The organism is Flavobacterium arsenatis (assembly GCF_031456785.1).
GTDB lineage: Bacteria > Bacteroidota > Bacteroidia > Flavobacteriales > Flavobacteriaceae > Flavobacterium > Flavobacterium arsenatis.
Window position 1 is genome coordinate 212,413 of the sequence record NZ_JAVDVI010000004.1, and the last position, 24,039, is coordinate 236,451.

Sequence of the window (24,039 nt, forward strand, 5' to 3'; positions counted from 1 at the left end):
TTTAAAATTTTTTTTTTTTTAAATTTCAGCTGGGGTCTTTTAGAAGTTAGCTGTTTTATAATTGTTATTAAATCTGAAAAGATTGAAAATAGTTTTTGTTAATCAAGGAAAGCCTTCTGAATCTTCAGAGGGCTTTTTTTTTATGCCTTCGATGAAATAATATGCCTTTTTATACAATTCTGTAATTTTTAAAACTTGATATTCTACTTAAAATTAAATAAAAGAAATGGATAAATAGTTAAATTAGCTTCCGCAACTAGTAAAAAAACTATTCAACCCAATGAGAAAATCTATTTTACTCCTTTCCCTTGTCTTTCTTGTAAGCTGTGGTAAGAACCTGCTTCCCACTGGAACCATAAAACAGCAAGGTTTTACAGAAACTATCCCTTTTAATTTTGATAACGGTTTGCCACTCATACAAGTCCAAATTGCTGGTGTTCACTACAATTTTCTTCTTGATACAGGTGCACCAACCGTTATTTCACAAGAACTGGCTGCTGTTTTAAAATCAAAAACAATAAAAAAATCTTTAGTTGGTGATTCACAAGGAAATGATGGCAAACAGGAATTCATCCTGATCGATGAAATCAAGATTGGCAAACTCCACTTTAATGATATTGGTGCCGTTGTGATTAATCTAAAAGAAGCATTCGAAATAAAATGCCTGGAACTTGATGGCATTATCGGATCCAACCAAATGTCAAACGCCATTTGGGAAATTGATTATAAAAACAAGAACATTACAATCACTGACAATTTTATTGGATTTAAAGAACCGGAAGCATCTTCGAAATTGCATTTTATAGAAATGGGCGACCAAAAAACACCATTGGTAAAAGTGCAAGTTGACAGTGTTAGATCAAAACTTCTCACGTTTGATACTGGTGCAAATGGAAGCATAAGTCTTCCCTATTTACATTTTAAAAACACCGTTAAAGACTATAAACAGATAAAAAATTATGGCAGTCCTTCAAGTGGCGTGTATGGTGCTGGCAAAAAAGACACGGTTATTGTAGCAAAAGTACCTTTTATGAAGGTTGGGTCGTTTGAATTAGAAGACCAGTTTATAACTTTCGAAAATTCATCGTCTTCACTGATTGGAAATGGATTCTTAAGGAACTACAAGACAACCATCAACTGGAAAAACAAAACCATTTATCTTCAAAAACAGGATACTATTAAAAGTAGGATTATTGAAAGCTTTGGTTTTGCAATCCGTTACATCAACTATAAACCTGTAGTTGCTACACTTTTTCAAAACTCAAATGCAGAAAAATCTGGTCTTCAGTTGGGAGATGAAATTATTGAAATTGATGGAACACCATTTACAGAACTAACTGAAGAACAAGCCTGCCATTACACTCTAAACAGTGTCCTTGGAAACAAGAAAGAAATTGAACTGACTTTTATAAGAAACAATCAAAAGCAGGATGTGAAAATTTTTAGTTCGATATTGTTGGAGTAATCTAAAACAAAAAGGTCTGTACGAATTTTGTACAGACCTTTTTTAGATATAAAAAGCCTTAAAAATTAGTGTCCTCCAGAAATTTTCTTATCAAAGTTGATACCTTGTTTCTTTAAAATTCCGCTTACTTTCCATGCATAAAAAGCCAAATAAGCAAAACACAACACCCCAACAATATAACTGGATTGAATTGTGGTAACATCGGCTACATATCCTTGCAACAAGCTTATGAATCCACCACCCATAATCATCATGATCAAGAAGCTACTTCCTTGACTTGTATGTTTCCCTAATCCGCTAACTGCCAAGGTAAAAATACATGGCCAAAGCGTACTACAAAACAAACCAACACTGATAAAAGCGTAAACGCTAGTCATTCCGTCAGTAGCCATTCCGACAACCAAAGCTACAATTCCTAATCCTGAAAATATCAAGAGCATTCTAGCTGGATTACCTTTACTGGCCATATCTGCAAAAATCAATACCAAAATAATGATTGCATAAACATAAAATGGCGTCAAGTCGTGATTGGCAATAGCATTTACCGCAAGGAAAATTCCAAAAGCTAGGTATGGAGCTAGAAAACGCAATATTTTTTGGGTACTCATATTGTCTGTAAAAGCTTCAACGGCTCCAGTCCAACGGCCAATCATCAAACTTGCCCAATACAAAGAAATATATGGAGCAACATCTTTCGTTAAAAATCCTAAATTTTGCTCCATGTAGGCTGGCAAATTACTTGCCGTAGAAACTTCGACACCAACATAAACAAAAATGGCAATCATTCCTAAAACCAATTGTGGATATTTTATAGCCGATGTTCTTGACGAACCGGCTTCATTTTCTGTTTCTACAATTGCAGCAGGTTTATCCGGCAACGATGAAAATTTAAGCAAAATAGCAACCAATAAAAAGGCAACTCCTAAAATCAAGTAAGGAATTTTTACACTCTCAATGCTCATCTCCGTATTTCCAGAAGAAGTTGATCCGAAAATGGCAAAACTCACAATTAACGGTCCGATCGTAGTTCCAAAATTATTGATTCCACCCGCCAAAGTCAATCGCTGTGAACCGGTTGTAATTGGCCCAAGAGCAATTGCCAAAGGATTTGCAACGGTTTGCTGTAAAGAAAATCCAAGTGCAACAATAAATAATCCGGATAACATTAAAGGAAAAGAACCTGTGTTTGCTGCAGGATAAAACAATAAAGTTCCCAATGCAGAAATTACCAACCCTAATGCCAATGAATTTTTGTAGCCAATTCTATTTATTAAATCGCCTTTTGTCAGGTAGGAAATCAACAAATAAATCAATGAACCAACAGTGTAGGCAATGTAAAAAGCTAATGAAACTAATTGGCTTTCTACCTGAGACAGATCAAAAGCTTTTTGAAAAACAGGAATTAAAATATCGTTACTTGCGGCAACAAATCCCCAAAAGAAGAAAACGATTACAAGAGGAATAAACTGTCCCCAATTTGTTTTTGAATTTTCTGAACTCATATTTTGTTTTTGGTTAAAAAGGTTAAATTAAAATCCTATTAAATGTAAAAAACACATTTAATAATATATTCCACTAAAAATTTAGAATAAATCAATTTTTAGGTATAAATATTTTATAAATATCAATTATATAAAATTCTCTTACAAACGAATTCTAAATAAGTTATTAACGAAAACGTTTTCTTTGGGCTTTTTTAGTCCTTTTTAATCCAATATATATCGTTTGCGACAGCCGAAAAATCAGCAAAATCAATAAATCTCGATTTTTTTTTTGTGACTTTGGTATTTAGCTTTCTATTTACTATTTAGAAATGATTGGACAACTTAATGAAAAATTATCTTCCCGCTTTTTCTAACTCATATAAAGCTTGCAGTTCAGATTGGGTCAAAGCTTTCTTGTAAACACGAACCTCATCAATACTTCCCTGAAGAGCTGCATCCCAAGTTTCGGTGTTGGTGCCTTCTGTGACACTTCTTAAAGCTCCAATTACTGGAAAAGTTGGTGTAAATTGGTTAAATGGAAGCAAGGCATCCATACCTCCATCTTGTAATCTTTCTGTTTCGGGATTTGAAATTTTCACTCCATTTGCATAAATCCTCACGTTGGTACTTCCTTCAAAAGCATCATAAACAACAACGATATGGGTCCATAATCCTCCTGTTTTGTTTGGTGTGGCAGTATGATTTTTTCCAGCTTCATTTTCCTCCACCATCCATGGTTCCAATTTGGTGATGCTCATGGATTCACCATTCAAGGTTGTTCCATCAAGCTTTTTAATATTGAATTCAGCTTTCATTTGGATAGAATCACTTGTCGTCAAACCGTGCGTATTTCCATAAATGGATAAATTGCCCATTATATCGTTTGGATTTGTCAGAGAGAAAATTGGCGAAATAATACTATTGGAATCAGGGGTTGCTTTTTGGTTTGTTATTTTAATCCAGCTGCTCACTGTCAAACTACCTGTAACGGCAGCCAAAGCAGGAATTGAAGGATATTTCAAATATCCCGATGCAAAAGCAGCCGCTTGTCCTTTTGGTCCTTCTGTAAAAGAAGTTGCAACTGTTTGATCTGGTGCCGTGTTTGAAACAACCTCAATTCCATCGCCATTCAAAGGCCAGTAAGCAACTAAATCTTCAGCAGCTATTTCGTCAGCAGCGTTATAACCCCCGATTGTTGGCAGAGGAACAGCACTATCATCACTACCACAAGATGTAAAAATTATTCCACCAAAGAACAATGCTATCGAATAGCTTAAAGAATTGTTTATTTTCATAAAATATTTAATGTTTGAGTTAAAGTAATATCCATTCTTTGGCAAACTGTTTCTGCTTTGCAATATGATCTTCGCAACTTTGTCCTGATTTTGTGAAGTTTTCTACAAAAAGGATTAATTCCTGGAAATGGAGTTGGAAAGTCAGTAAAAGAAATAATATCCCATATGCGGAAGCTCTCAATTTTAGCCTTGTTTTATCCTCAAATATAAATACATTTTTCTTTTAATCAACAGAAAGTTGCAGAAACAAAAATGTCCCGATTAATGCGGGACACTTTCAAATTTATGATCATCTACATAATCCTGCAGGTATTTGAATCGATCGGTGAGTTGACCGTTTTCTGTAATTTTAGCTCTTTGGAGGATTCCATCCTTATCGCCATTGAAAAAAGCCGGAACCACATGTTTCATAAACATTTCACCAAAACCTTCACTGGCATCCTTCGGCAATTCACAAGGCAAATTATCTATTGACATCACTACAATTGCGGCCGGATGAAAAACATCTACTTCTTTGTCTTCGCTTGGCAAATATCCAAATATTGGTTCAGCAATCGTAGATGCTTTGATCGTACATGCTATCGGGCCATTTGTATCACATGAAATATCGGCAACAACTTTAATCTTGCAATCATTTGCACGAAGCATTTCGCGGCTCAGAATTACCGGAGCATCGTTTCCGTAGAAATGACCCGCCATAAAAATATCCGAAACTTTTGTGAATCGTTCAAAATCTGAAGTATATTCAGTCGGATGGTGATAGAAATTTTCCTTATCGGATGGTTTTCCATCAATACGTTTGTTGTAATCCAAAACATCAATCTGAACGAATACAGGTTCTGAATAGATCTTGGTAAGGAAATTTTCGACAGAAACCTCTTTTATCTTCATTGCCTGAAGGATTTCCTTTGCACCGTTTCCAACTTTACCTTCACCCGTTAAAACAATTTTTACAGGAGGCAAAACCACCCTTCGTAATCGTTCTATCAATGCATCTTTTCCAGATAAAGTTTCTGCTTTTGGAAGATTGAACAATTCGAATTTGATACCGAAAGCTCTTATTCCGTTATAGGCTCCAACAATTCCTGCATATCGACCAAAGCCAATTAATCTCTTGAAATTTTCATCGACAATGGTTTCATGATCATACAAATCTATTTTCTTCTCTAAAATTGCTCTTAGTAATTCCCTGTTGTGAACTTGCTTTTTGATGGTATGGGAAAAGAAAAAATATTTTTTGTTTGGAATCAAGGCATAAATTGGCACTTCCTTCACTCCAAAAAGCACATCACAGTCGGAAACATCCGAAACAACTTCAATTCCTAGCTCTGAATATTGATCATCTGTAAAAATTCTGATATCAGAACTTTCTACTTTAATTTCTGCTTCGGGATGCTCCTGTTTCAATCGTACGAGTTCTTCAGGTGTAAAAACCACTCTTCTATCGGGAGGATTTTTTCTTTCTTTAATTATTCCAAATTTCATTAGTTGTATAGGTTTTAGTAGCTAAAAGTCAATAAATTATGAAAAATTAATTCCACAAAATAGGGGTAGTTGAAATGCTTTTTAACTACTATTTAATAATTTGTTCCAAATGTAACACATATATTTTTGAAGACAAAAAAATATTACTTAATTTTTTTAAAATAAAAATTCATATAAGTTCTGAAACAGAATAAGTTAAAAATTATTGTACATTTTGTTGTTAAGCTTTCATTAAAAGTGGCCTCTAAACTTTATTCATTTATTTATATTTGTCGTTTAAGTACCCCTAAAATGAACTTCAAAAAAACCCTTTATATATCCTTTTTGTACCTAACATTTTTAAGTTCCTGCAAAAAAAACAGTAATGATTTAACCGAAAATGATACTACTAAAATAATCGACACATTTCCTCACATTGAACCGGATTCTCGAAAACTAAAAGTTCCTACAGCAAAATTTGTAGAAGAGAAGAAGGTTGTAATTGATGGTTTTTATAAAAAATATTGGCAAAAAAATAAAGTCAGCGGAAGTTTTTTAGTAGCAAAAAACGGCAAGATCATCTTTGAAAAGTATGCTGGATATGCCAATTATGAAAAAAAAGATTCACTCACTCAAGACACGCCAATTCACCTAGCTTCCGTAAGCAAGGTTTTGACCGCCGCTGCAACTATGGAATTGGTTCATTCAGGAAAAATCAAACTTGATCAAAAAGTAAACACCATCCTAAAGACTTTCCCATATGAAGAGATAACAGTGAGAACACTCCTAAACCACAGAAGCGGACTGACAAATTATGCCTATTATTTTGATGACAGGGAAAAATGGAACCACAGTAAACTATTGACCAATCAGGATATTCTTGATCTTTTTATAAAATATGATGCCGGTTTAGATTTTAAAACTGATAAGAAATTTGCCTATTGTAATACCAATTACGCGATGTTGGCTTTGATTATTGAGAAAATCACAGGAATGCATTATGCTGCAGCAATGAAAAAAATCATTTTCGAGCCACTTGGAATGAAACATACCTTTGTCATTGATTTTGAAAAGGATATTACCAAGGTAAGTCAATCTTACAAAGGGAATTATAAGAAATATGAACTCAACCATTTGGATCAGGTTTATGGAGATAAAAACATCTATTCAACAGCCAGGGATTTGCTAAAATTTGATCTAGCTACTTCTTCTCCCGATTATCTAACTCCGGATTTAGTTGAAGAAATCTACAAAGGCTACAGCTACGAAAGAAGAGGAACTAGAAACTATGGTCTTGGAATAAGGATGCTAGAATGGGAAGATGGTGAAAAATTGTTTTACCATAATGGTTGGTGGCATGGCAACACTTCCTCGTTTGTGAAGCTTAAAAAAGAAGATGTGGTGATTATTGCCTTGGCAAATAAATATACGACCATGACCTACAAATCCTTTCATTTGGCTACGATTTTTGGAGATTATCCTCTAAAAGTTGAAAAAGGCGATTTAGGCGATTAATTTCGAATAAAAAGTATTAGTTTTGTGGCTTGGTTTTTGAGTATTCAGTAATCTGAAATCTAAATTCTGAAATCTGAAATCTGAAATTAAAATGGGGTCGACTGGTTTTGACAGCAAGTCGAATTGAAAAGTAAGCACGTCGAGAACTGGGACAATTCTCGTTAATAAATGGTTCCAACACTTTTACACGGCGAAAATAACTACGCTCTAGCTGCATAATCTGAATTATAGTAAGATTAGCCTCGTCCCTACCAGGTAGGGAAGCAGGATTCTCCTTGAAAGCCTTGGTTTGTGGCGGTCAATAAAGGAGAACCGTAAAAATAAACCTAGAAACAGTTAAGCTTCGGGACTGTTTTGACAACAAAGAAGATAAGCATCTGGTGGCTGTTTCTGGCCAAGCCTGATGACGAAAATCCAATCAGGAAATAAGCGTGTAGAAAGTTTTTTAGTTGCTTGTTTGGACGGGAGTTCGACTCTCCCCGACTCCACAAAAATTATTTTATTTAATTTCAAAAGCCTGTAAATCGTATGATTTACAGGCTTTTGTGTTTTTGGGACTATTCAAAATTATGCATTATATAGTCCAGCATACTTTTGCAACCACTGTAACGTTGTCAAACGGAGTTCCCATTGAAAGTGTTAGCAAGATGTTGGGCCATAAAGATCTGAGGACTACACAGCACTATGCAAAAGTATTGGATAGAAAGGTGAGTGAAGATATGAAAACCTTGAAGGATAAATTTAGCATATTCGAAAAGGCTAAAAAACAAATTATGGGCTAGTTGTCAGGTCTGTCATTTTTTCAGCACAAAAATTGACTAATTTTGTTGCGAATTGAGCTGAATATTCTGTTTAGTATTAATCCCACACAAAATGAACCAAAACTTAAAAAAACTATTCCCATCTTTTTCAAATGCTCTCATAGAGGACATAAACAATAATGCTATTGATAAGTCTTTCGTTACAGGGGATGTTATAATGCGGACTGGCCAGTATATAAAAAATACGGTATTGGTTTTGAGCGGAAGCATCAAGATTTACCGTGAAGACGACGATGGCGGAGAGTTTTTTATGTATTATCTGCAACCGGGTCAGGCTTGTGCAATCTCTATGATATGTGCCACAAAAAGCGAAACGAGCCAGATTATGGCCAAAGTCGTAGAAGATGCAGAGTTGGTAATGGTTCCCTTGCCTTTGATGGACAAGTGGATGATGCAGCACCGCAGTTGGTATGAGTTTGTGATTGATACTTACCGGAGCCGTTTTGAAGAAGTTTTAGAGGTCGTCGACAGTATCGCCTTTAGGGCAATGGATGAAAGGCTGGAGTTTTATCTGAAGCGTCATAAGGACGCTTGCGGATGCAATGATTTAAAATTATCCCATCAGGAAATTGCTACAGAATTAAATACTTCAAGGGAGGTAATTTCCCGTTTGCTCAAAAAACTGGAACAGCGTGGTGCATTAAAATTGCATCGCAATCATATTGAACTTTTAAAATAAATTACCTAGGAAATGGTCAATTGGTATTTGGCCAAGAAATCCATTTAATTTTCACCTCAAAACAAGATATGAACCATTCGCAAAAACGGATGGTTTTTTTATTTTGTTGAACTAGGAAGCCTATACTTATTTCATCTGTGACTTTTGTCACATACTATAAATACTGATAAAATAGTTGTTTTTATATGACAATTGTCACTTTAAATAAAACGGGAAGCACATAATTTTGCCTCATTATTAATTTAAAAAGTCTATCATGAAAATCGAACAAATTTACACAGGGTGCATTGCTCACGCTGCATACTATTTGGAAAGCAATGGAGAGGTGGCAATTTTTGATCCATTGCGTGAAGTACAGCCTTACATTGATAAGGCATTTAAAAACAATGCAAAAATTAAGTATGTATTTCTGACACATTTTCATGCCGATTTTGTCTCTGGGCATTTAGATCTGGCCAATAAGACAAATGCTAAAATCGTTTATGGTCCCACTGCAAAACCTGCTTATGAAATTATAGCTGCCGAAGATGGACAGATTTTTGCAATTGGAAATTGCAAGGTAAAAGTAATTCACACTCCAGGGCATACTATGGAGAGTACAACTTATCTATTAATCGACGAAAACGGAAAAGAGCATGGTATTATCACCGGAGATACTTTGTTCATTGGAGATGTGGGTCGACCTGATCTGGCTCAGCACGTAGTCGCTGATTTAACTCAAGATAAATTGGCCAGACACTTATATCACTCGCTTCGCGAAAAAATTATGCCCTTGTCAGATGACTTGATTGTATATCCCAATCACGGTGCAGGTTCTGCTTGTGGCAAGATGATGAGCAGGGAAACTACTGATACATTGGGAAACCAGAAGAAAACAAATTACGCTTTGGCTCCAAATATGACTGAAGACGAATTTGTTAAAGCTGTTTTAACCGGACTGACAAATCCTCCGGGATATTTTCCAGCCAATGTCTTGATGAATATAAGAGGTTACGAAAGTTTGGATGCGGTACTTAAAAAAGCAAAAAGTCCATTAAATCCAACTGAATTTGAAACTGTAGCAAATGAAACCAGAGCTTTGGTTCTTGATACCCGTGACGCTTCCGAATTTGCCAAAGGTTTCATTCCTAATAGCATCAACATCGGTTTGGATGGGAACTTTGCAATGTGGGTGGGGGAAATGGTCGCCGATATTAAACAGGAAATACTATTGGTGTCTGACATTGGCAAGGAAGAAGAAAGCATGATACGTCTGTCTAGGATTGGGTATGACCATACTATTGGATACTTAAATGGCGGAATTGATACTTGGAAGAATGAAGGCTTTGAATTGGATAGCATAAACAGGATCACTGCCAAAGAATTGGAAGGCACTGTCGATTTTGACAAGACACTTGTTTTTGACGTCAGAAAGAAAAGCGAATTTTTATCGGAACATCTTGTCGGTGCAATCAATGTTCCCCTAAACGAAATCAACAGCCATTTGGCTGAATTTCCAAAAGAGAAAAAATTCATATTGCATTGTGCAGGCGGCTATCGCAGTATGATTGCGGCATCCATTCTAAAACAGCGTGGTTGGGATAATTTTGTAGATGTTATTGGTGGTTTTGCCGAAATCAAGAATACCAGTCTTCTAAAATCAGATTATGTTTGTCCGACAACATTATTGTAAAACCTGATTGTTGGTCACTATCTTATAAAACGCCACTTTTCTGTAGCGTTTTTTTTGCTGTGTAACTTTTGTCACTATCCGATGCAAATGCATTAAATACATTTGTATGGAATTTAATGGATAAAAGAAAAACATATGAAAATAGAACAGATTTACACAGGATGCCTGGCACAAGGAGCTTACTATATTACATCAAATGGCGAAGCCGCTATCATTGATCCGCTTCGTGAAACACAGCCTTATATGGAAAGGCTGGAGAAAGATGGTGTCAAGCTGAAATACATTTTTGAAACGCACTTTCACGCTGATTTTGTTTCTGGTCATTTGGATTTAAGCAAAAAAACGGGAGCATCAATTGTTTATGGGCCAAACGCAAAGCCGGAATTTGAATTCATTTCCGCCAAGGACGGACAAGTTTTTGAAATAGGAGAAATCAAAATCAAAGTATTGCACACGCCAGGTCATACAATGGAAAGCACAACCTATTTATTGATTGATGCTGATGGTAATGATTATGCTATTTTCTCGGGAGATACTTTGTTTATAGGTGATGTTGGCCGCCCAGATTTGGCACAGAAGGCAGCCTCAATGACACAGGATGAATTGGCGGCAACACTGTTCCGCTCTTTGCGAAATACGATAATGACTCTGGCTGATGATGTAGTTGTATATCCGGCCCATGGTGCAGGTTCTGCCTGTGGAAAAAACATGAGCAAGGAAACCGTTTCGACTGTCGGAGAACAAAAAGCGAGTAATTATGCCTTGAGGGCAGATATGACCGAAGCAGAATTTATTAAAGAGGTTACTGATGGCTTATTGCCTCCCCCAGCCTATTTTGGAATGAATGTAGCCATGAATAAAAGCGGGATTGAAAGTTTTGAAACCGTATTCAATAATGGCATGAGGGCTATTAAGGCGGCTGAATTTGAATTGGTTGCTGAAGAAACCGGAGCATTGATTTTAGATACTCGTGACAATGCAGATTTTGCAAAGGGATATGTGCCGCAATCAATAAATATTGGCATCAATGGCGATTTTGCCCCTTGGGTTGGTGCATTGGTTGGCGACGTAAAACAGCCTATCCTATTGGTTACAGAAATTGGAATGGAAGAAGAAACCGTTACCCGTCTGACCAGGGTTGGCTTTGATAATCTAATTGGGCATTTAAAACATGGATTTGAGGCTTGGGCTGAAGCAGGATTTGATGTTGACACGGTTGATAGGATTACTGCCGAGCAATTTGAAAAAGAACTTAAAATCGGCGAAAGCAAAATTATTGATGTCCGTAAAGAAAGTGAATACGAAGCAGAACACGTTGATCAGGCCTATAGTCGTCCCTTAGCGTCAATCAACGAATGGATAAAAGACATTAACCTCGAAGAACATTTTTATATGCATTGTGCCGGTGGTTACCGTTCTATGATGGCAGCATCAATATTACAGGCCCGTGGATATAGGAACTTCTCTGAAATTGAAGGCGGATTTAATGCTATTGCAAAAACTACAGTTCCTAAAACAGATTTTGTATGCCAAAGCAAAGTATTAAAGTAATAATAATCATAACATTAATTGCAATCGCCATGTTTGGAGCATTCAAAAATATATTTTCAAAAAAAGACACTTCACAAATGGAAAATCTTATAAAAGAGGGCGCATTTTTAGTAGATGTTCGCACACCGTCAGAGTTTGCTGAAGGCAATGTGAAAGGTTCCACCAATATTCCCTTGGACCAGATACAAGATCAATTATCAAAATTTGAAGGAAAAGAACACATCATTGTTTTTTGTCGAAGCGGAAATCGCAGCGGCCAGGCCAAAGCAATCTTAATGCAAAATGGATTTACTAATGTTACTAATGGCGGTACTTGGCTGGATGTAAAAGGAATATTAGACAAATAAGCACTATATTTAACATTAGTTTTGGCAACGATGCCTGTTCTGTATAACAACAAAAAAAATACGAAATGAAGAAATTCAACGATATAATAAATTCAGAAAATCCAGTTTTGGTTGATTTTTTTGCCACTTGGTGCGGTCCTTGCCAGATGCTGTCTCCTGTATTGAAACAGGTAAAGGACAATCTGGGCGAACGCATCACTATTATTAAGATTGATGTGGATAAAAATCAGGAGCTGGCTTCAAAATTTCAAGTCCGGGGCGTACCAACAATGATGCTGTTTCAAGGGGGAAAACAATTATGGAGGCAGTCTGGTGTTTTATCTAAAGAAGAAATCACAAGAATTATAGTAGAAAAAACCAACTAATAATTTAATACCGATTTCATTATGAAAAAAAATATGGGATTTGCAGACAAAATAATACGTTTCATCCTGGCAATAGTTGTTGGAGTTTTATATTATACTGATGTAATCAATGGAACATTGGCTATTGTACTTGGTGCATTGGCAGTAGTTTTTATACTGACATCATTTATTGGTTTTTGTCCGTTGTATTTGCCTTTTGGCATCAATACCAGAAAAGATAAATGAAAAGCGAGAAAGCAATAAACAAAGACCTGATTTTAAGAGAACGGTTGGCATTACAGCGGACTGTATTGGCCAACCAATCTACTTTTTTAGCATTTTTAAGAACAGCGATGTATTTTTTAATTGCTGGTCTAAGTTTGCAAAATTTGTTAAAAATAGAGAATAGTTTGTCAATTGAAATAGCTTTATTTGCAGTTTCGTTTGTGATTTTCATACTCGGAATTGCAAATTATTTCAAACATAAAAAATCGATTTTAGAGAATAAAAAACACATTGGAGATTATCAATTAGAATATTATGAGTGAAGAAAAATGTTGCGTAGTTACCTGTGATTTGCCTTTGGATAAAACCTATTGGGACAACCAATACCAAGCCAATGCAACTGGTTGGGATTTGGGAGAAGTTTCGCCGCCAATTAAAACTTATATCGATACTATCGAAAATAAGGACGCCAAAATTCTTATTCCAGGTTGTGGCAATACTTATGAAGCAGAATATCTTTTGCAAAAGGGTTTCACTAATGTTACGGTTATCGATATCGCACCAACATTGGTAGAAAACCTGAAACATAAATTTGTAGAGAACACTAATATCAGGGTTGTTTTAGGGGATTTCTTTGAGCATGCTGGAAATTACGATTGCATTATTGAACAGACTTTTTTCTGTGCCCTACCTCCAAGGATGAGACAAAGATATGTTTGGAAAATGCACCAATTGCTTACCGATCATGGCAAATTAATCGGATTGCTTTTCAATCGTGAATTTGAAGTAGGCCCGCCATTTGGAGGAAATCTAAAGGAGTATGAACAATTATTTCAAAAAGCTTTTGTTTTTAATTCAATTTCATTGGCTAAAAATTCAGTTCCTGCAAGAGAAAATACAGAGTTGTTTATCGAACTTCAAAAGAACCACCCCAACCAAGTCAATTTATACCATTTTGAAGGTATTACTTGCAGTGGATGTATGAATACTGTTTCGGGCAAATTTCTTGAAATTGATGGTGTTTTAAGCGTAAGCATGAATACTGATTTTTCTGAAATTTTAATTGTCAGCAAAACGGAAGTTGCTCTAAAAACATTGCAAAAAATTGTTTCGTATGATGAAAAATATAAAATATTGAAAATAAATTGATGCCTGCCTTAAAAAGTCCAAAATATAAAATGAATAAAAATATGCTGACAGCATTTATCAGTTTGTTTTTTTTACAAACCGCAAATGCACAACAAAATACTGATGTTCGCGTAGCTGGTGCAATGAAAGATGTAATGTGGAAAGGACAATTACATGGCACTGTATATTTGGACACAATTACAGATAAGACAAATTTATACGGAATTGGTCCGGTCGAATATTTATCCGGCGAACTGATGATTGTTGATGGCAAATCATATAAATCTAAAGTGGTGTCAGATACGGTTATGGAAGTAGAAGAGACTTTCAATGTCAAGGCACCCTTTTTTGTTTACTCCAATACTGGTGATTGGAAAGAATATAAGCTGCCAAAAAAAATCACTACAGGCCGGCAATTGGAAGCTTATCTGATAAAACTGAATCAAAATGCAGACAAGCCATTTACATTTAAACTAGTTGGCAGTATTGATAGTGCTTCTATACACATTGTAAATTTACCAAAAGGCTCAGTTGTAGCTTCGCCGGATGATGCACATAAAGGACAAGTAAATTACAAGCTAAATAAAGAAAACGTAATCATTGTTGGCTTTTTTTCAACACAGCACAAGGCAATTTTCACACACCATGACACTTTCATCCACATGCACTTGATTACCGATGACAAAAGCAAGATGGGACATATAGACGGCATCAATTTAAAAAGAGGTGGCATGAAATTATATATTTCAAATTAAAATATTTTCACCAATGAAATTATTTGCTTGTTTAATCTGCACCTACTTTTTGCTTTTAACGCTTCTCCCGTCTGTTAAATCAGTAAGGATGCTTTTTGCAGATAAATGTCAAACAGAATGTGCTATAAAAGTAAAAGAACAAATACCGTTAGGATGCGGCAAGGAAAAGTGTATATTGAACCTCAACTTTAATTTTGGTCAATTTTTAGTTTCTAAAATACACTATGATTTCAGTAGAAATTCTTTTGAAATCGAAAAGCAAGTGATTTCTTCTTTTCAAAAAGAAATAATTGCCACCTATAACTGCAAGGTTTGGCAACCGCCAGAAACCTTTTCAGAATAGTTTAAAAACAATACAACTTCAAAAAATAAAAATAATTTAAAATATCATAAAATGAAAAAATCAATTTTAATGACGGCTTTACTGGCTTTAGCTTTTTCGATCAACGTTAACGCCCAAGAAAAAGAGCCGAAGCAAAAGAAAAAAGCAAAAACTGAAAAATCATGTTCTACTGAAGAAAAAAAATCTTGCAGTACAGATAAGAAAGCAAGTTGCTGTTCTTCAAAAAAAGGAAAATCTTAATTTTTTAGATTAATTAATTTAAAAGTGCTTGAGCAATCAGGCACTTTTTTTTTGCTATGTGATAAAGGTTACAAAACAGGTCTTTTATATCGCCCAAATTTGCATCATAAAATTTGAGATATGGAGATTATAGAATTCATCAGGCAGCCTTGGCCTTGGTACATTGCTGGTCCGCTAGTCGGGCTTACGGTTCCGGCACTATTGATTTTAGGAAATAAGAATTTTGGCATCAGTGCCAACCTGCGTCACGCTTGTGCGGCCTGTTTGCCTGCAGACATTTCTTTCTTTAAATACGATTGGAAAAAAGAAATATGGAATATGTTTTTCGTGGTCGGAATTCTCATGGGTGGTGTAATTGCATTTTACTTTTTATCCAATCCAAATCCTATCATCATTAATGATGATTTAAGGACAGAATTGGCCACTTATGGTATAACGAACATTAATGGAATGTTGCCAACCGAAATTTTCTCTTGGGAAAATCTATTTACACTTAAAGGTTTTCTGATGATGGTTGTTGGTGGGTTTATGATTGGCTTCGGCTCACGATATGCTGGTGGCTGTACCAGCGGTCATGCCATTTCTGGATTGTCAAACCTGCAGTTGCCATCGCTGGTCGCCACTTGCTGCTTTTTCATTGGCGGACTGATAATGGCCAATTTCATTCTTCCCTATATTCTTTCTCTTTAAAATTAAATATAATGAAAATCAAAGATCAGAATAAAGATTTTGAAACTCGGTCATTAGATACCATTTGTATTAATGAAAGTCATTTAAAACACAAATGGTATCACAATATAAAATACCTCATCGTAGGTATGTTGTTTGGAATTGTATTCATCAAGGCCGAAATCATTAGTTGGTACCGCATCCAGGAAATGTTCCGTTTCCAGTCGTTTCATATGTATGGTGTTATTGGCAGTGCGGTTTTAGTTGGAATAATTTCAGTTTTTCTGATAAAGAAATTCAATATAAGGACCATCTATGGTGAGAAAATAGAATTCCATGACAAGACCTTCAACAAGGGACAGATCATTGGCGGATTGATATTCGGTTTAGGTTGGGCAATTACTGGAGCATGTCCTGGTCCAATTTTCGCCCAGATAGGAACTGGAGTAACCGTGATGGTTGTTACGCTTTTCTTTGCCATTGTGGGTACTTGGGTGTACGGCTATTTTAGGGATAAACTGCCCCATTAATTTTCACAGAGACAATAACAGATGAAATCAAAAATAAGCACTGTCATACTGATTGCAGTATGTGCTTTTCCTTTTAAAGCTGTCGCACAGGAACACATCAACAGTTGGTTCAGGACAACATTAAGTATTCCTATAACCGAAAAGATAAAAACCGATCTTGAGCTGCAGCACCGCAGGCAAAATGATTTTGAAGGCGATAATCTATTCGACAAAAACCTGATGTACACCTTTAGGACTTGGATATATTACAAACAAAACAAAGACGTAGTCTATGCGATATCGCCATTTGCCTATTTTTCAAATTACAGAATTATTCAAAATGCAAGCGATGCCATTTCAAAACCAACAAACGAATATCGCTTTTCGGCATCGGTAGAATTACAGCACGAACTGGCAGGCAATTTTTTTATTGTAGACAGGACAGCTTTAGAGTATAGGGCTTTCGAAGGCACAATTGAAAATGTAATTCGTCTGCGGAATCGTTTGTCTTTTAGGTATGATTTTAATACAAAATGTAATGTAAGTATCGGTGATGAGATTTTCATTAATGCTTCCGGCACAGATGCACAACATTTTTTCGATCATGACAGGTTGTTTGCCAATTTTTCATTCAAGCCAAAACATAATTTAAAATTCGATATAGGATACATTTACATTTCAAGGTTACCAAGGAACAATATTGATATAGTGGAAGAAAGTAATTTTTATTTGAACTTCACCTATATAGTACAAAAAAGGAAACCCTGATCAATGTAGCCGGAATTTATATTTTGAAGCTCAGAAGTTGTAAACAGCAATTATAATTTCCGACAAAAAAAAAACACGATGGAAAAATCCTTTTCGTGTGTTTTACTTTTTGTTTATCACTATAATTATTAAAGGGTTAAATACAGTAGTTCAAAACAACGATTACTGCTTTTCTATCTCCAATCGTTTCAGAATTAACCTTCGCAAACGCTCTTCATTGGCATCGCCCCAATTGCCTATGGCAGAAATCACAGGAAGCAAGGTCTTTCCAAAATCAGTTAAGGAATATTCAACTTTTGGAGGAACTACGGGATAAATGATTTTTGTTACCAGTTCATGCTCTTCCAATTCCTTCAATTGGATATTTAAAACCCTTCTTGAAGCATCTGGGATTTTACGTTGTAGTTCACTCGGACGCTGGTGTCCTTCATTGATAAACCACAGCAAACGCATTTTCCATTTGCCATACAGCACCTCTCCTATCAAGTCCAAACCGCAGTTTAGGTTCGGCAAAGTTTTTCTCTCATACATACTACAAAATTACAGCAATGTTCCAAATAGTGCAATAGGGGAAAAATTTATCCCTATGTGAATCGTATTTCCGTAATTGACTGATATTCATATATAACTGAAATTTGTACAAAAAAAATAAACAATGGATCAAGTATTTAATTTCAACAACGAATTATCCGGAAAAATAGCTTTGGTAACCGGTGGCACAAAAGGAACCGGAAAGGCAATTGCCGACAGACTTTTAAACGCAGGTGCAATCGTAAACATTTCAGCGAGAAATCCACCTGAAGTAACCAATGAAAAGCTACATTTTATTGGAGCAGATTTAAGCAAATCGGAAGGAACTCAAAAAGTAGTAGATGAAGTTTTGGCAAAATATGGCAGATTGGATATTTTGGTAAACAACTTGGGAGGATCTGAAACAAAAGGCGGAGGATTTTCGGTTTTAATGATGAAGATTGGATGCAATCACTGCAGGGTAATTTGCTGGCACCGGTAAGATTAGACAGGGGCTTTTTACCCCAAATGATTGAACGAAAGAGTGGCGTGATAATTCACGTTGCCTCTATTCAAGGAAAATTGCCTTTGTTTGATTCCACCCTGCCCTATGCTGTGGCAAAAGCAGGATTGATCAACTACAGCAAAGGACTGTCAAACGAAGTGGCTCCAAAAGGTATTCGCGTATTGGCCGTTTCACCGGGATGGATAAACACAAGCTCGTCAAAGGCAATGATGGAGCGAATCGCAGAAAGTTCAAACCTAACGATTGAACAAGCCACACAAAGTGTGATGGAGGGTTTGGGTGGAATTCCTTTTGGACGGCCAGCTGAACCTGAAGAAGTAGCAGAACTGGTTGGCTTTTTAGTTTCGCCAAGAGCCAATTATCTTACAGGAACCGAGTTTGTAATAGATGGCGGAACAATACCAACAATTTAATAATTAACACTTAATAAAAACTGGATTATGAAAAATTTACCAAAAGTAGTAGCAGATTTGGTTCAAGCACAAAACCGTTTTGACAGCTTGGCTTATGCAAATTGTTTTACCGAAACAGCAGTGGTTTTTGATGAAGGAAACACACACAATGGAAAAAAAGAAATTCAAAAGTGGATAGAAAAAGCAAATAAGAAATACCAAGCAACGATGAAGCCACTTGAATATTCAGAAGCTGAACATACCTTAAAAGCTGAGATTTCAGGATCCTTTCCGGGAAGTCCGTTGGTACTCGAGTATGAGTTTGAATTTGAGGATGGGCAGATTCAATCCTTAAAAATTGTCTGAAATACCATAGATGGTTAAGCAATAGTACTAAAGAAAGAGTTGGTGTAGCTGCATCCGATCTTATATGCATTGTAAGTCTTGGTAAAATTTATTGATTTATATTTAAACAAGTATCAGATAATCTTCTGATATGAAATCGAAAAAGAACTGACTGTAAGTAAATATAAAATGATTTTAGGAAACGAAAATATTTTTATTTCCTACCTGCCATTTACATTTAACAGATTTACCTTACTGATTGGTTTTTTTTTGTGACAGATAGCAGGTTTTAAAAATTATTATTGGCAAGTACAACCATCTTGCCAGTTTAGTCGTCTATGATTATAGAATTGGACTTCTAATTTGAGTTTGTCCAAATAAATCAATAAAACCAATTTACCCATGAAACAATTCCTTCTACTTTGCACATTTATCTGTTCTCTTTGTGCCACTGCACAACAACCCATTGCAACCAAAGCTACAACAATTTTAAGTGTCGACAGTAACGACATTTACAAACTGGCACAAAAATCGAGTAAAAAGAATACCCTCTTTTTTACCTTTGGTATTTGGTGCGAGCCATGTCGCCTGCATCTGCCTACAGCAATTAAGCTTGCTAAAGATTATGATCTAGAATTTTATGTTTTACTGGTTGATTCACAAACCAGTGATAGGACTAGTCGCGCAATTGATTATTTGCAAAAACTCGACAAGGATATCAAAATTGCCGTATTAAAAGATGCTGTGTATGGAGATAAAACCCAAAAACGCAACACAAAATTTGTTAAAGAAATAACCCCACCGCAATTTGAAATGATTGATGGTTTTTCTAAATATATCTTGCTTGACAAAACAGGCAAGGTCATAATGGTTACCAATTGGAAAGACAATCCGGGAAGCTGGGAAGATGACAGTGATATGGTACAAATCAAGATTGTTCCTCTGTTGAAGTAATTAATAGAACTTAAAAACAATCACTATAAGAAAAGTATGTAGGTCATTCATGTTTTTAATGATAATCAAATGCTTAAATAAAGCTATAACAATAATAAAAACTGAAGAATTGAAATGAAGATAATTCTAATTGTCAATCACTTGATGATTTAATTTTAAACAAACAGAAAAATATACTTTTTGAACACAGATTCACATTATTATAAATACTAACACTTAAAACACACCCTTAAAAATGAAACAATTAGTATTATTGCTAGGACTTCTGACTTGTTCCTATGCCAATTCCCAAAATTCATTCTTGTATATGAAAGATGGAAAAAAAATCGTTATCGAAGACCATGATGTTTTTTATACGTGGAGAGATGGCGTTTATGTTCAATACCTAAAGAAAAACGGTAAATTTGAGTCTTCGCCTCACCGAATAGACATAGAAAAAATCGAAAAACTGGAAACAGTTAATGGCGTAACTTATGTGAGGTTGCAAAGAAATGAAAAAGCGCCGTTCGGATTTTATAAAACCTTGATAAATGGCAAAGACAAAAAGCTAATTTGTTGCTTCAGGCCTTATGGCAGCCAAAGGGATCGGTTGCAAATCAGTTACTCCATTTTAGATGCAAATGGTAAGGAAATTGAATCTGCTTATTACAGGGAAGACGAACCAGACAAGCAGGAAGCCATGTTTCAGGCTATTGAAAAACATTTTCCTTCCTGTACCGAAGTTTTAGAAAATATGGCGCTTTACAAAGGCAAAAGGCCCTGGTCTAATTTTTATACAGGAAAACCACCTGTTGGATATATGTTTCAAAATACGGTTTTCGTTTGTGAATAATGACAAGACTAAAACCATCCGTTGATTATGTTTGATACTAAAACCAACCATCTCTATCATTCAAACAGTAATGACCAGAGGTATAAAAAATCTTATTTGAAAAAATCAAAGAAGGAAACCAAGAATTGGAAATGCATTGACGAAATAGCAACTGTTTAAAAGCTTCAAATGAAGGTAACGGAGCTGATTTATTATTCATTCGATTGAATTCCTGTAATAAAAAAAACAGGAGTCGACAAAAAAACTATTATAATACCGATTTTAGATCATGCTAAAGATAAAAGAATCATTCAGAAACGGCATCTACGACCAGTGGATTTCGAAAGCAATGCCATCTAATCAAGGTTATATTCTGGATGATGTTAGGCATGAGCATTTTATCGTTGTTGCTCGTTATTTTTCCCAAGACAGGCTATTATGGTAGATTTCAAACAACAGTCACTATTTTAGAAGGTCTTCCCTATATTGTATTTTATGGAACATTCTATATCATCATATTTCTTGCTTTTCCAGCAACAGTTATTTTACTCGTTATTTATATGCTGTACAGATATGTACGTAGGGAAAGTCTTGAAATAAAAGCCCATTTTCGTTTAATCATTTGGAACATTGTTGTACTACTATTTGTTTTTTTGATAGGCTATTTGAAATTTAGTTGTGAAAACAAATCAAAAAAAAGTAGTTCTGGAAAATATAAAATGGAAAAAACGACTCAGAAGAAAATTGAAATTGTAAACAGGAAGTTTGTTGTTGAAGATATTAATAATGACAAAGTTCAAGTCACTGCGTTTGTAAATCACATACAAAATATTAAAAACATTTTTGACGTCTATGTTAAATACCAGGAATCAGCTGACTCTCAAAATGACAAAGACTTAATGATAAAGAGCCTTGAATCAGTAAACAAATTGACTGACCCAAATGAATTGGACATTTTAATAAATGTTTGGATGTATTATGATCCAACAGACTTTCCTACCAGAAACGTAGTCTTTAAGATTTTAGAAAATAGTCGTCCGGAGAGTATTAAGGCCGTTAAAGCAAGGATGAATAACCAGAAAGAATGGGAGACAGACAACACTGCTCCATATTCAGAACTCAATGAACTGCTAAAACAAATCGACAAGTAAAAAAATGTCAAACGATAATATGTATTCACTGTTCTAAAATCGTATTTATGAAAAACATAATTCTAATTTTACTTTTGGTCGTTTATGGTTGTGAGACTAAAACAAAAAAAGTATATCGAGAAAGAAAGAAGTAGAAAAACCTCTTCAGAATAATATCGAAACCGTAAACAGAAGGTTCTTTGTTGGAGATTTTGATAATGATAAAGTTAACGATACGGCATTCGTAAATTACAAATGGAATAGAGAAACAAATGAAATAGAGAGCGGGAAGAACAATTGCGAGATAACTATTGAATTTAAAAATAACATTCCGAAAATTATTTTTACACAAAGTTTAGGAATTGTTGTTGCAAAAACGAAAGATGTTACTAATGACAACGCAAATGAAATAATAATTTTTTCCAGAACGAATGAAGGCTGGTGGAATAACATTTCCGTTTGGTCTTTTAAAAACGGAAACTGGAATGAAATTGCAGAAACAAATGGATTCCTATCTAACGATAAAGATTTTGAAAATCGAATAATTAAGGAGAAAGGCAACTATTATTTAATTGGAGACGACAAATGGAATGAAGATGAAAACGGAAATTTTAAAAAAGTAAAAGTACGATTATAAAAGAGAGCGTAATGGGTACGAAGGAAAGGGGACTATGAAAAAGAAAAAAGCAGATAAAGTGAATGTCATTTGATCCAAGTATTCGCACCTAATCCGTTAGTATTTTTATAAATTGGCTATCCATACATAAATATCAACTTTTTCAGGAATGCTATATTTTTTCCTAATTCTGTATTTTTTACCTTCAATGCTTCTAACACTGCTACTTGTATATCTTGCTATCTCCTTTGTAGAAAAACCTAATTTTATATAAGCACAAAATTCAAGTTCGGTTGTAACTATAGATGGCTGAATTTCAATTAATCTCTCACAGAAATAAGGATACAAGTCCTTAAATTTTATAAAGAAAATGCAATCTGCCTTTCTTGCTAGATCAACAACTTCATTCAATTTATCTATATCAATATCTACTTCAGCACTACGTATTCCTGTCTTCTTTTTGTAATACTTTATTAATACAGTCTGCTTTCTCAATATAAAATACACAATCCAGAATATAAAAGCAAGCGATCCTAAAAGTGATTCTAAAAAAATTGCGTCTTTCTGTGGATGTATAACCGAGCTGATCTTAAAGTCCAAAAAGAACTCAAAAACAATAACAAAACATATTATTAGTATCTCCTTTGTATCCTTTTTAATATTTAAAAAATTAGGAATAGATAACACTAAAGGGATATAATACAAATAAATACCAGATTCAAATCCTATATGTGACGATATGAAAAAATAAATAAAGCTAAGTAATAGATAGGTAAAGACCTGTGCCAACTTGTTGAATTTTAAATCTGTAAATAAAGAATAAAAAAAGATTACTGACAAAAGAAAAAAGCAATAAGAAATTATGGATGATACCCAAAAAAAATCGTAAACAGCAATAACAAGATATAAAAGCGAAAGCGAAAAGAAGCTTTTATTCCATAACTTAATATATTCTGCCTCCATTCTATGCTTCGATTTTACAATACCATATTCTATTAACCTTGTGTAAAAATTGGGAATCTGCATAATAATATTTAAGTCCATAGGATTTATTTATAAATGTTTCAAATGCTCCAGATAGAAGCTTAAGTTAATTTTCTAGCTTTCCCTTTTTAAAAGACTTTAACACGGAAATTTGATGCAATTTTAAGCTAAATAAATACATGAGTAAATCTATGTATGTAATTATTTCGGAATAAATCACCAATGAAATAAGATGTAAAACTTTGTTTTTATGAAAGTTAGCGTGTAAAAAAAATATCTGGTTATATCTACTTAATCCGGCTTAAATCATCTCTTGATAATTATATATTTTTTTTTAGATATGGGATAAAAGACACTAGAATTCAGCGAGACAGCAAATGTGTAAAAGCAAATGTGTAAATTTTATCTCATAAGCATCTAGCTTATACTTTTCAACAAACAATGGGACGTTCTTTATTGCTATTACAATTTGAAAATAATTGAATAAAAAAAACACT

28 protein-coding genes, 1 other RNA gene and 1 pseudogene are annotated in these 24,039 nt (G+C 34.8%); 25 read left to right on the forward strand and 5 right to left on the reverse strand.

Annotated features, from left to right (window positions below; translation table 11 throughout):
• Nucleotides 1-280: 280 nt before the first annotated feature.
• Nucleotides 281-1,465: an aspartyl protease family protein gene (locus tag J2X31_RS06305; protein ID WP_310025340.1), complete on the forward strand. Its 1,185-nt coding sequence runs from the start codon at nt 281-283 to the stop codon at nt 1,463-1,465.
• Between the two features lie 65 nt (nt 1,466-1,530).
• On the opposite strand, the gene J2X31_RS06310 is transcribed toward J2X31_RS06305, so the two are convergent.
• The 3 genes from J2X31_RS06310 to J2X31_RS06320 form a co-directional block, all read right to left on the reverse strand.
• Entirely contained in the window at nt 1,531-2,967 is a 1,437-nt protein-coding gene (locus tag J2X31_RS06310; protein WP_310025341.1) for an MFS transporter, read from the reverse strand.
• Between the two features lie 335 nt (nt 2,968-3,302).
• Complete coding sequence (locus J2X31_RS06315; protein ID WP_310025342.1) at nt 3,303-4,244, reverse strand: LamG-like jellyroll fold domain-containing protein; 942 nt, start codon at nt 4,242-4,244, stop codon at nt 3,303-3,305.
• A gap of 261 nt (nt 4,245-4,505) precedes the next feature.
• Nucleotides 4,506-5,729 carry an NAD(P)-dependent oxidoreductase gene (locus tag J2X31_RS06320; RefSeq protein WP_310025344.1) on the reverse strand — a complete coding sequence of 408 codons (1,224 nt, stop codon included), beginning with the start codon at nt 5,727-5,729 and terminating at the stop codon, nt 4,506-4,508.
• Between the two features lie 291 nt (nt 5,730-6,020).
• On the opposite strand from J2X31_RS06320, the gene J2X31_RS06325 reads away from it, so the two are divergent.
• From J2X31_RS06325 to J2X31_RS06405, 17 genes and pseudogenes are all read left to right on the forward strand, one after another.
• Nucleotides 6,021-7,223, forward strand: a complete 1,203-nt coding sequence (locus J2X31_RS06325; RefSeq protein WP_310025345.1) for a serine hydrolase domain-containing protein — start codon at nt 6,021-6,023, stop codon at nt 7,221-7,223.
• 93 nt (nt 7,224-7,316) lie between these two features.
• Nucleotides 7,317-7,714: a transfer-messenger RNA gene (gene ssrA / locus J2X31_RS06330) on the forward strand.
• A gap of 84 nt (nt 7,715-7,798) precedes the next feature.
• Nucleotides 7,799-8,005 (forward strand): annotated as a pseudogene (locus J2X31_RS06335) (tyrosine-type recombinase/integrase); the annotation flags it as partial.
• Nucleotides 8,006-8,096: 91 nt separating this feature from the next.
• On the forward strand, nt 8,097-8,723 hold the full coding sequence (locus tag J2X31_RS06340; RefSeq protein WP_310025347.1) for a Crp/Fnr family transcriptional regulator: 627 nt from the start codon (nt 8,097-8,099) through the stop codon (nt 8,721-8,723).
• A gap of 256 nt (nt 8,724-8,979) precedes the next feature.
• Nucleotides 8,980-10,395 carry an MBL fold metallo-hydrolase gene (locus tag J2X31_RS06345; RefSeq protein ID WP_310025348.1) on the forward strand — a complete coding sequence of 472 codons (1,416 nt, stop codon included), beginning with the start codon at nt 8,980-8,982 and terminating at the stop codon, nt 10,393-10,395.
• Nucleotides 10,396-10,530: 135 nt separating this feature from the next.
• Nucleotides 10,531-11,946, forward strand: coding sequence for an MBL fold metallo-hydrolase (locus J2X31_RS06350; RefSeq protein ID WP_310025349.1), 1,416 nt, complete (start codon nt 10,531-10,533; stop codon nt 11,944-11,946).
• Nucleotides 11,922-12,293 carry a rhodanese-like domain-containing protein gene (locus tag J2X31_RS06355; RefSeq protein ID WP_374725211.1) on the forward strand — a complete coding sequence of 124 codons (372 nt, stop codon included), beginning with the start codon at nt 11,922-11,924 and terminating at the stop codon, nt 12,291-12,293. Before J2X31_RS06350 ends, J2X31_RS06355 begins: the two co-directional genes overlap by 25 nt.
• Nucleotides 12,294-12,358: 65 nt before the next feature.
• A complete protein-coding gene (gene trxA / locus J2X31_RS06360) occupies nt 12,359-12,658 on the forward strand; it encodes a thioredoxin (protein ID WP_310025350.1) in 300 nt (99 codons plus the stop codon).
• 21 nt (nt 12,659-12,679) lie between these two features.
• Nucleotides 12,680-12,883: a YgaP family membrane protein gene (locus J2X31_RS06365; RefSeq protein ID WP_310025351.1), complete on the forward strand. Its 204-nt coding sequence runs from the start codon at nt 12,680-12,682 to the stop codon at nt 12,881-12,883.
• Nucleotides 12,880-13,185: a DUF202 domain-containing protein gene (locus tag J2X31_RS06370; protein ID WP_310025352.1), complete on the forward strand. Its 306-nt coding sequence runs from the start codon at nt 12,880-12,882 to the stop codon at nt 13,183-13,185. Before J2X31_RS06365 ends, J2X31_RS06370 begins: the two co-directional genes overlap by 4 nt.
• Nucleotides 13,178-14,011: a methyltransferase domain-containing protein gene (locus J2X31_RS06375; RefSeq protein WP_310025353.1), complete on the forward strand. Its 834-nt coding sequence runs from the start codon at nt 13,178-13,180 to the stop codon at nt 14,009-14,011. The genes J2X31_RS06370 and J2X31_RS06375 overlap by 8 nt, the downstream gene beginning before the upstream one ends.
• 29 nt (nt 14,012-14,040) lie before the next feature.
• Entirely contained in the window at nt 14,041-14,745 is a 705-nt protein-coding gene (locus J2X31_RS06380; RefSeq protein WP_310025354.1) for an acetolactate decarboxylase, read from the forward strand.
• Nucleotides 14,746-14,833: 88 nt separating this feature from the next.
• Complete coding sequence (locus J2X31_RS06385) at nt 14,834-15,088, forward strand: hypothetical protein (protein WP_310025356.1); 255 nt, start codon at nt 14,834-14,836, stop codon at nt 15,086-15,088.
• A 51-nt stretch (nt 15,089-15,139) separates the two neighbouring features.
• Nucleotides 15,140-15,328, forward strand: a complete 189-nt coding sequence (locus tag J2X31_RS06390) for a hypothetical protein (RefSeq protein ID WP_310025358.1) — start codon at nt 15,140-15,142, stop codon at nt 15,326-15,328.
• A 120-nt stretch (nt 15,329-15,448) separates the two neighbouring features.
• The gene (locus J2X31_RS06395) at nt 15,449-16,018 is read left to right on the forward strand and encodes a YeeE/YedE family protein (RefSeq protein WP_374725212.1); all 570 of its coding nucleotides are present in this window, start codon (nt 15,449-15,451) and stop codon (nt 16,016-16,018) included.
• 11 nt (nt 16,019-16,029) lie between these two features.
• A complete protein-coding gene (locus tag J2X31_RS06400; protein WP_310025359.1) occupies nt 16,030-16,527 on the forward strand; it encodes a DUF6691 family protein in 498 nt (165 codons plus the stop codon).
• A gap of 21 nt (nt 16,528-16,548) precedes the next feature.
• Complete coding sequence (locus tag J2X31_RS06405) at nt 16,549-17,274, forward strand: DUF2490 domain-containing protein (RefSeq protein WP_310025361.1); 726 nt, start codon at nt 16,549-16,551, stop codon at nt 17,272-17,274.
• A 162-nt stretch (nt 17,275-17,436) separates the two neighbouring features.
• On the opposite strand, the gene J2X31_RS06410 is transcribed toward J2X31_RS06405, so the two are convergent.
• Nucleotides 17,437-17,805 carry a winged helix-turn-helix transcriptional regulator gene (locus J2X31_RS06410; RefSeq protein WP_310025363.1) on the reverse strand — a complete coding sequence of 123 codons (369 nt, stop codon included), beginning with the start codon at nt 17,803-17,805 and terminating at the stop codon, nt 17,437-17,439.
• 124 nt (nt 17,806-17,929) lie between these two features.
• On the opposite strand from J2X31_RS06410, the gene J2X31_RS06415 reads away from it, so the two are divergent.
• From J2X31_RS06415 to J2X31_RS06445, 7 genes are all read left to right on the forward strand, one after another.
• Complete coding sequence (locus J2X31_RS06415) at nt 17,930-18,286, forward strand: SDR family NAD(P)-dependent oxidoreductase (protein WP_310025364.1); 357 nt, start codon at nt 17,930-17,932, stop codon at nt 18,284-18,286.
• Nucleotides 18,250-18,723, forward strand: coding sequence for an oxidoreductase (locus J2X31_RS06420; RefSeq protein ID WP_310025366.1), 474 nt, complete (start codon nt 18,250-18,252; stop codon nt 18,721-18,723). Before J2X31_RS06415 ends, J2X31_RS06420 begins: the two co-directional genes overlap by 37 nt.
• Nucleotides 18,724-18,750: 27 nt before the next feature.
• Complete coding sequence (locus tag J2X31_RS06425; protein ID WP_310025368.1) at nt 18,751-19,068, forward strand: nuclear transport factor 2 family protein; 318 nt, start codon at nt 18,751-18,753, stop codon at nt 19,066-19,068.
• A gap of 381 nt (nt 19,069-19,449) precedes the next feature.
• Nucleotides 19,450-20,001 carry a thioredoxin family protein gene (locus J2X31_RS06430; RefSeq protein ID WP_310025370.1) on the forward strand — a complete coding sequence of 184 codons (552 nt, stop codon included), beginning with the start codon at nt 19,450-19,452 and terminating at the stop codon, nt 19,999-20,001.
• A gap of 235 nt (nt 20,002-20,236) precedes the next feature.
• The gene (locus J2X31_RS06435; protein ID WP_310025372.1) at nt 20,237-20,833 is read left to right on the forward strand and encodes a hypothetical protein; all 597 of its coding nucleotides are present in this window, start codon (nt 20,237-20,239) and stop codon (nt 20,831-20,833) included.
• 27 nt (nt 20,834-20,860) lie between these two features.
• Nucleotides 20,861-20,992, forward strand: coding sequence for a hypothetical protein (locus J2X31_RS06440; RefSeq protein ID WP_310025374.1), 132 nt, complete (start codon nt 20,861-20,863; stop codon nt 20,990-20,992).
• Between the two features lie 209 nt (nt 20,993-21,201).
• Nucleotides 21,202-21,963, forward strand: a complete 762-nt coding sequence (locus J2X31_RS06445) for a hypothetical protein (RefSeq protein ID WP_310025376.1) — start codon at nt 21,202-21,204, stop codon at nt 21,961-21,963.
• A 721-nt stretch (nt 21,964-22,684) separates the two neighbouring features.
• On the opposite strand, the gene J2X31_RS06450 is transcribed toward J2X31_RS06445, so the two are convergent.
• Nucleotides 22,685-23,602, reverse strand: coding sequence for a helix-turn-helix transcriptional regulator (locus tag J2X31_RS06450; RefSeq protein WP_310025378.1), 918 nt, complete (start codon nt 23,600-23,602; stop codon nt 22,685-22,687).
• Between the last annotated feature and the right edge of the window lie 437 nt (nt 23,603-24,039).

Bases quoted from the DNA above. Each gene is read 5' to 3' on its own strand.
- J2X31_RS06305 (WP_310025340.1), top strand. From the start codon at position 281: ATGAGAAAATCTATTTTACTCCTTTCCCTTGTCTTTCTTGTAAGCTGT.
- J2X31_RS06310 (WP_310025341.1), bottom strand. From the start codon at position 2,967: ATGAGTTCAGAAAATTCAAAAACAAATTGGGGACAGTTTATTCCTCTT.
- J2X31_RS06315 (WP_310025342.1), bottom strand. From the start codon at position 4,244: ATGAAAATAAACAATTCTTTAAGCTATTCGATAGCATTGTTCTTTGGT.
- J2X31_RS06320 (WP_310025344.1), bottom strand. From the start codon at position 5,729: ATGAAATTTGGAATAATTAAAGAAAGAAAAAATCCTCCCGATAGAAGA.
- J2X31_RS06325 (WP_310025345.1), top strand. From the start codon at position 6,021: ATGAACTTCAAAAAAACCCTTTATATATCCTTTTTGTACCTAACATTT.
- J2X31_RS06340 (WP_310025347.1), top strand. From the start codon at position 8,097: ATGAACCAAAACTTAAAAAAACTATTCCCATCTTTTTCAAATGCTCTC.
- J2X31_RS06345 (WP_310025348.1), top strand. From the start codon at position 8,980: ATGAAAATCGAACAAATTTACACAGGGTGCATTGCTCACGCTGCATAC.
- J2X31_RS06350 (WP_310025349.1), top strand. From the start codon at position 10,531: ATGAAAATAGAACAGATTTACACAGGATGCCTGGCACAAGGAGCTTAC.
- J2X31_RS06355 (WP_374725211.1), top strand. From the start codon at position 11,922: ATGCCAAAGCAAAGTATTAAAGTAATAATAATCATAACATTAATTGCA.
- trxA (WP_310025350.1), top strand. From the start codon at position 12,359: ATGAAGAAATTCAACGATATAATAAATTCAGAAAATCCAGTTTTGGTT.
- J2X31_RS06365 (WP_310025351.1), top strand. From the start codon at position 12,680: ATGAAAAAAAATATGGGATTTGCAGACAAAATAATACGTTTCATCCTG.
- J2X31_RS06370 (WP_310025352.1), top strand. From the start codon at position 12,880: ATGAAAAGCGAGAAAGCAATAAACAAAGACCTGATTTTAAGAGAACGG.
- J2X31_RS06375 (WP_310025353.1), top strand. From the start codon at position 13,178: ATGAGTGAAGAAAAATGTTGCGTAGTTACCTGTGATTTGCCTTTGGAT.
- J2X31_RS06380 (WP_310025354.1), top strand. From the start codon at position 14,041: ATGAATAAAAATATGCTGACAGCATTTATCAGTTTGTTTTTTTTACAA.
- J2X31_RS06385 (WP_310025356.1), top strand. From the start codon at position 14,834: ATGCTTTTTGCAGATAAATGTCAAACAGAATGTGCTATAAAAGTAAAA.
- J2X31_RS06390 (WP_310025358.1), top strand. From the start codon at position 15,140: ATGAAAAAATCAATTTTAATGACGGCTTTACTGGCTTTAGCTTTTTCG.
- J2X31_RS06395 (WP_374725212.1), top strand. From the start codon at position 15,449: ATGGAGATTATAGAATTCATCAGGCAGCCTTGGCCTTGGTACATTGCT.
- J2X31_RS06400 (WP_310025359.1), top strand. From the start codon at position 16,030: ATGAAAATCAAAGATCAGAATAAAGATTTTGAAACTCGGTCATTAGAT.
- J2X31_RS06405 (WP_310025361.1), top strand. From the start codon at position 16,549: ATGAAATCAAAAATAAGCACTGTCATACTGATTGCAGTATGTGCTTTT.
- J2X31_RS06410 (WP_310025363.1), bottom strand. From the start codon at position 17,805: ATGTATGAGAGAAAAACTTTGCCGAACCTAAACTGCGGTTTGGACTTG.
- J2X31_RS06415 (WP_310025364.1), top strand. From the start codon at position 17,930: ATGGATCAAGTATTTAATTTCAACAACGAATTATCCGGAAAAATAGCT.
- J2X31_RS06420 (WP_310025366.1), top strand. From the start codon at position 18,250: ATGCAATCACTGCAGGGTAATTTGCTGGCACCGGTAAGATTAGACAGG.
- J2X31_RS06425 (WP_310025368.1), top strand. From the start codon at position 18,751: ATGAAAAATTTACCAAAAGTAGTAGCAGATTTGGTTCAAGCACAAAAC.
- J2X31_RS06430 (WP_310025370.1), top strand. From the start codon at position 19,450: ATGAAACAATTCCTTCTACTTTGCACATTTATCTGTTCTCTTTGTGCC.
- J2X31_RS06435 (WP_310025372.1), top strand. From the start codon at position 20,237: ATGAAACAATTAGTATTATTGCTAGGACTTCTGACTTGTTCCTATGCC.
- J2X31_RS06440 (WP_310025374.1), top strand. From the start codon at position 20,861: ATGTTTGATACTAAAACCAACCATCTCTATCATTCAAACAGTAATGAC.
- J2X31_RS06445 (WP_310025376.1), top strand. From the start codon at position 21,202: ATGAGCATTTTATCGTTGTTGCTCGTTATTTTTCCCAAGACAGGCTAT.
- J2X31_RS06450 (WP_310025378.1), bottom strand. From the start codon at position 23,602: ATGGACTTAAATATTATTATGCAGATTCCCAATTTTTACACAAGGTTA.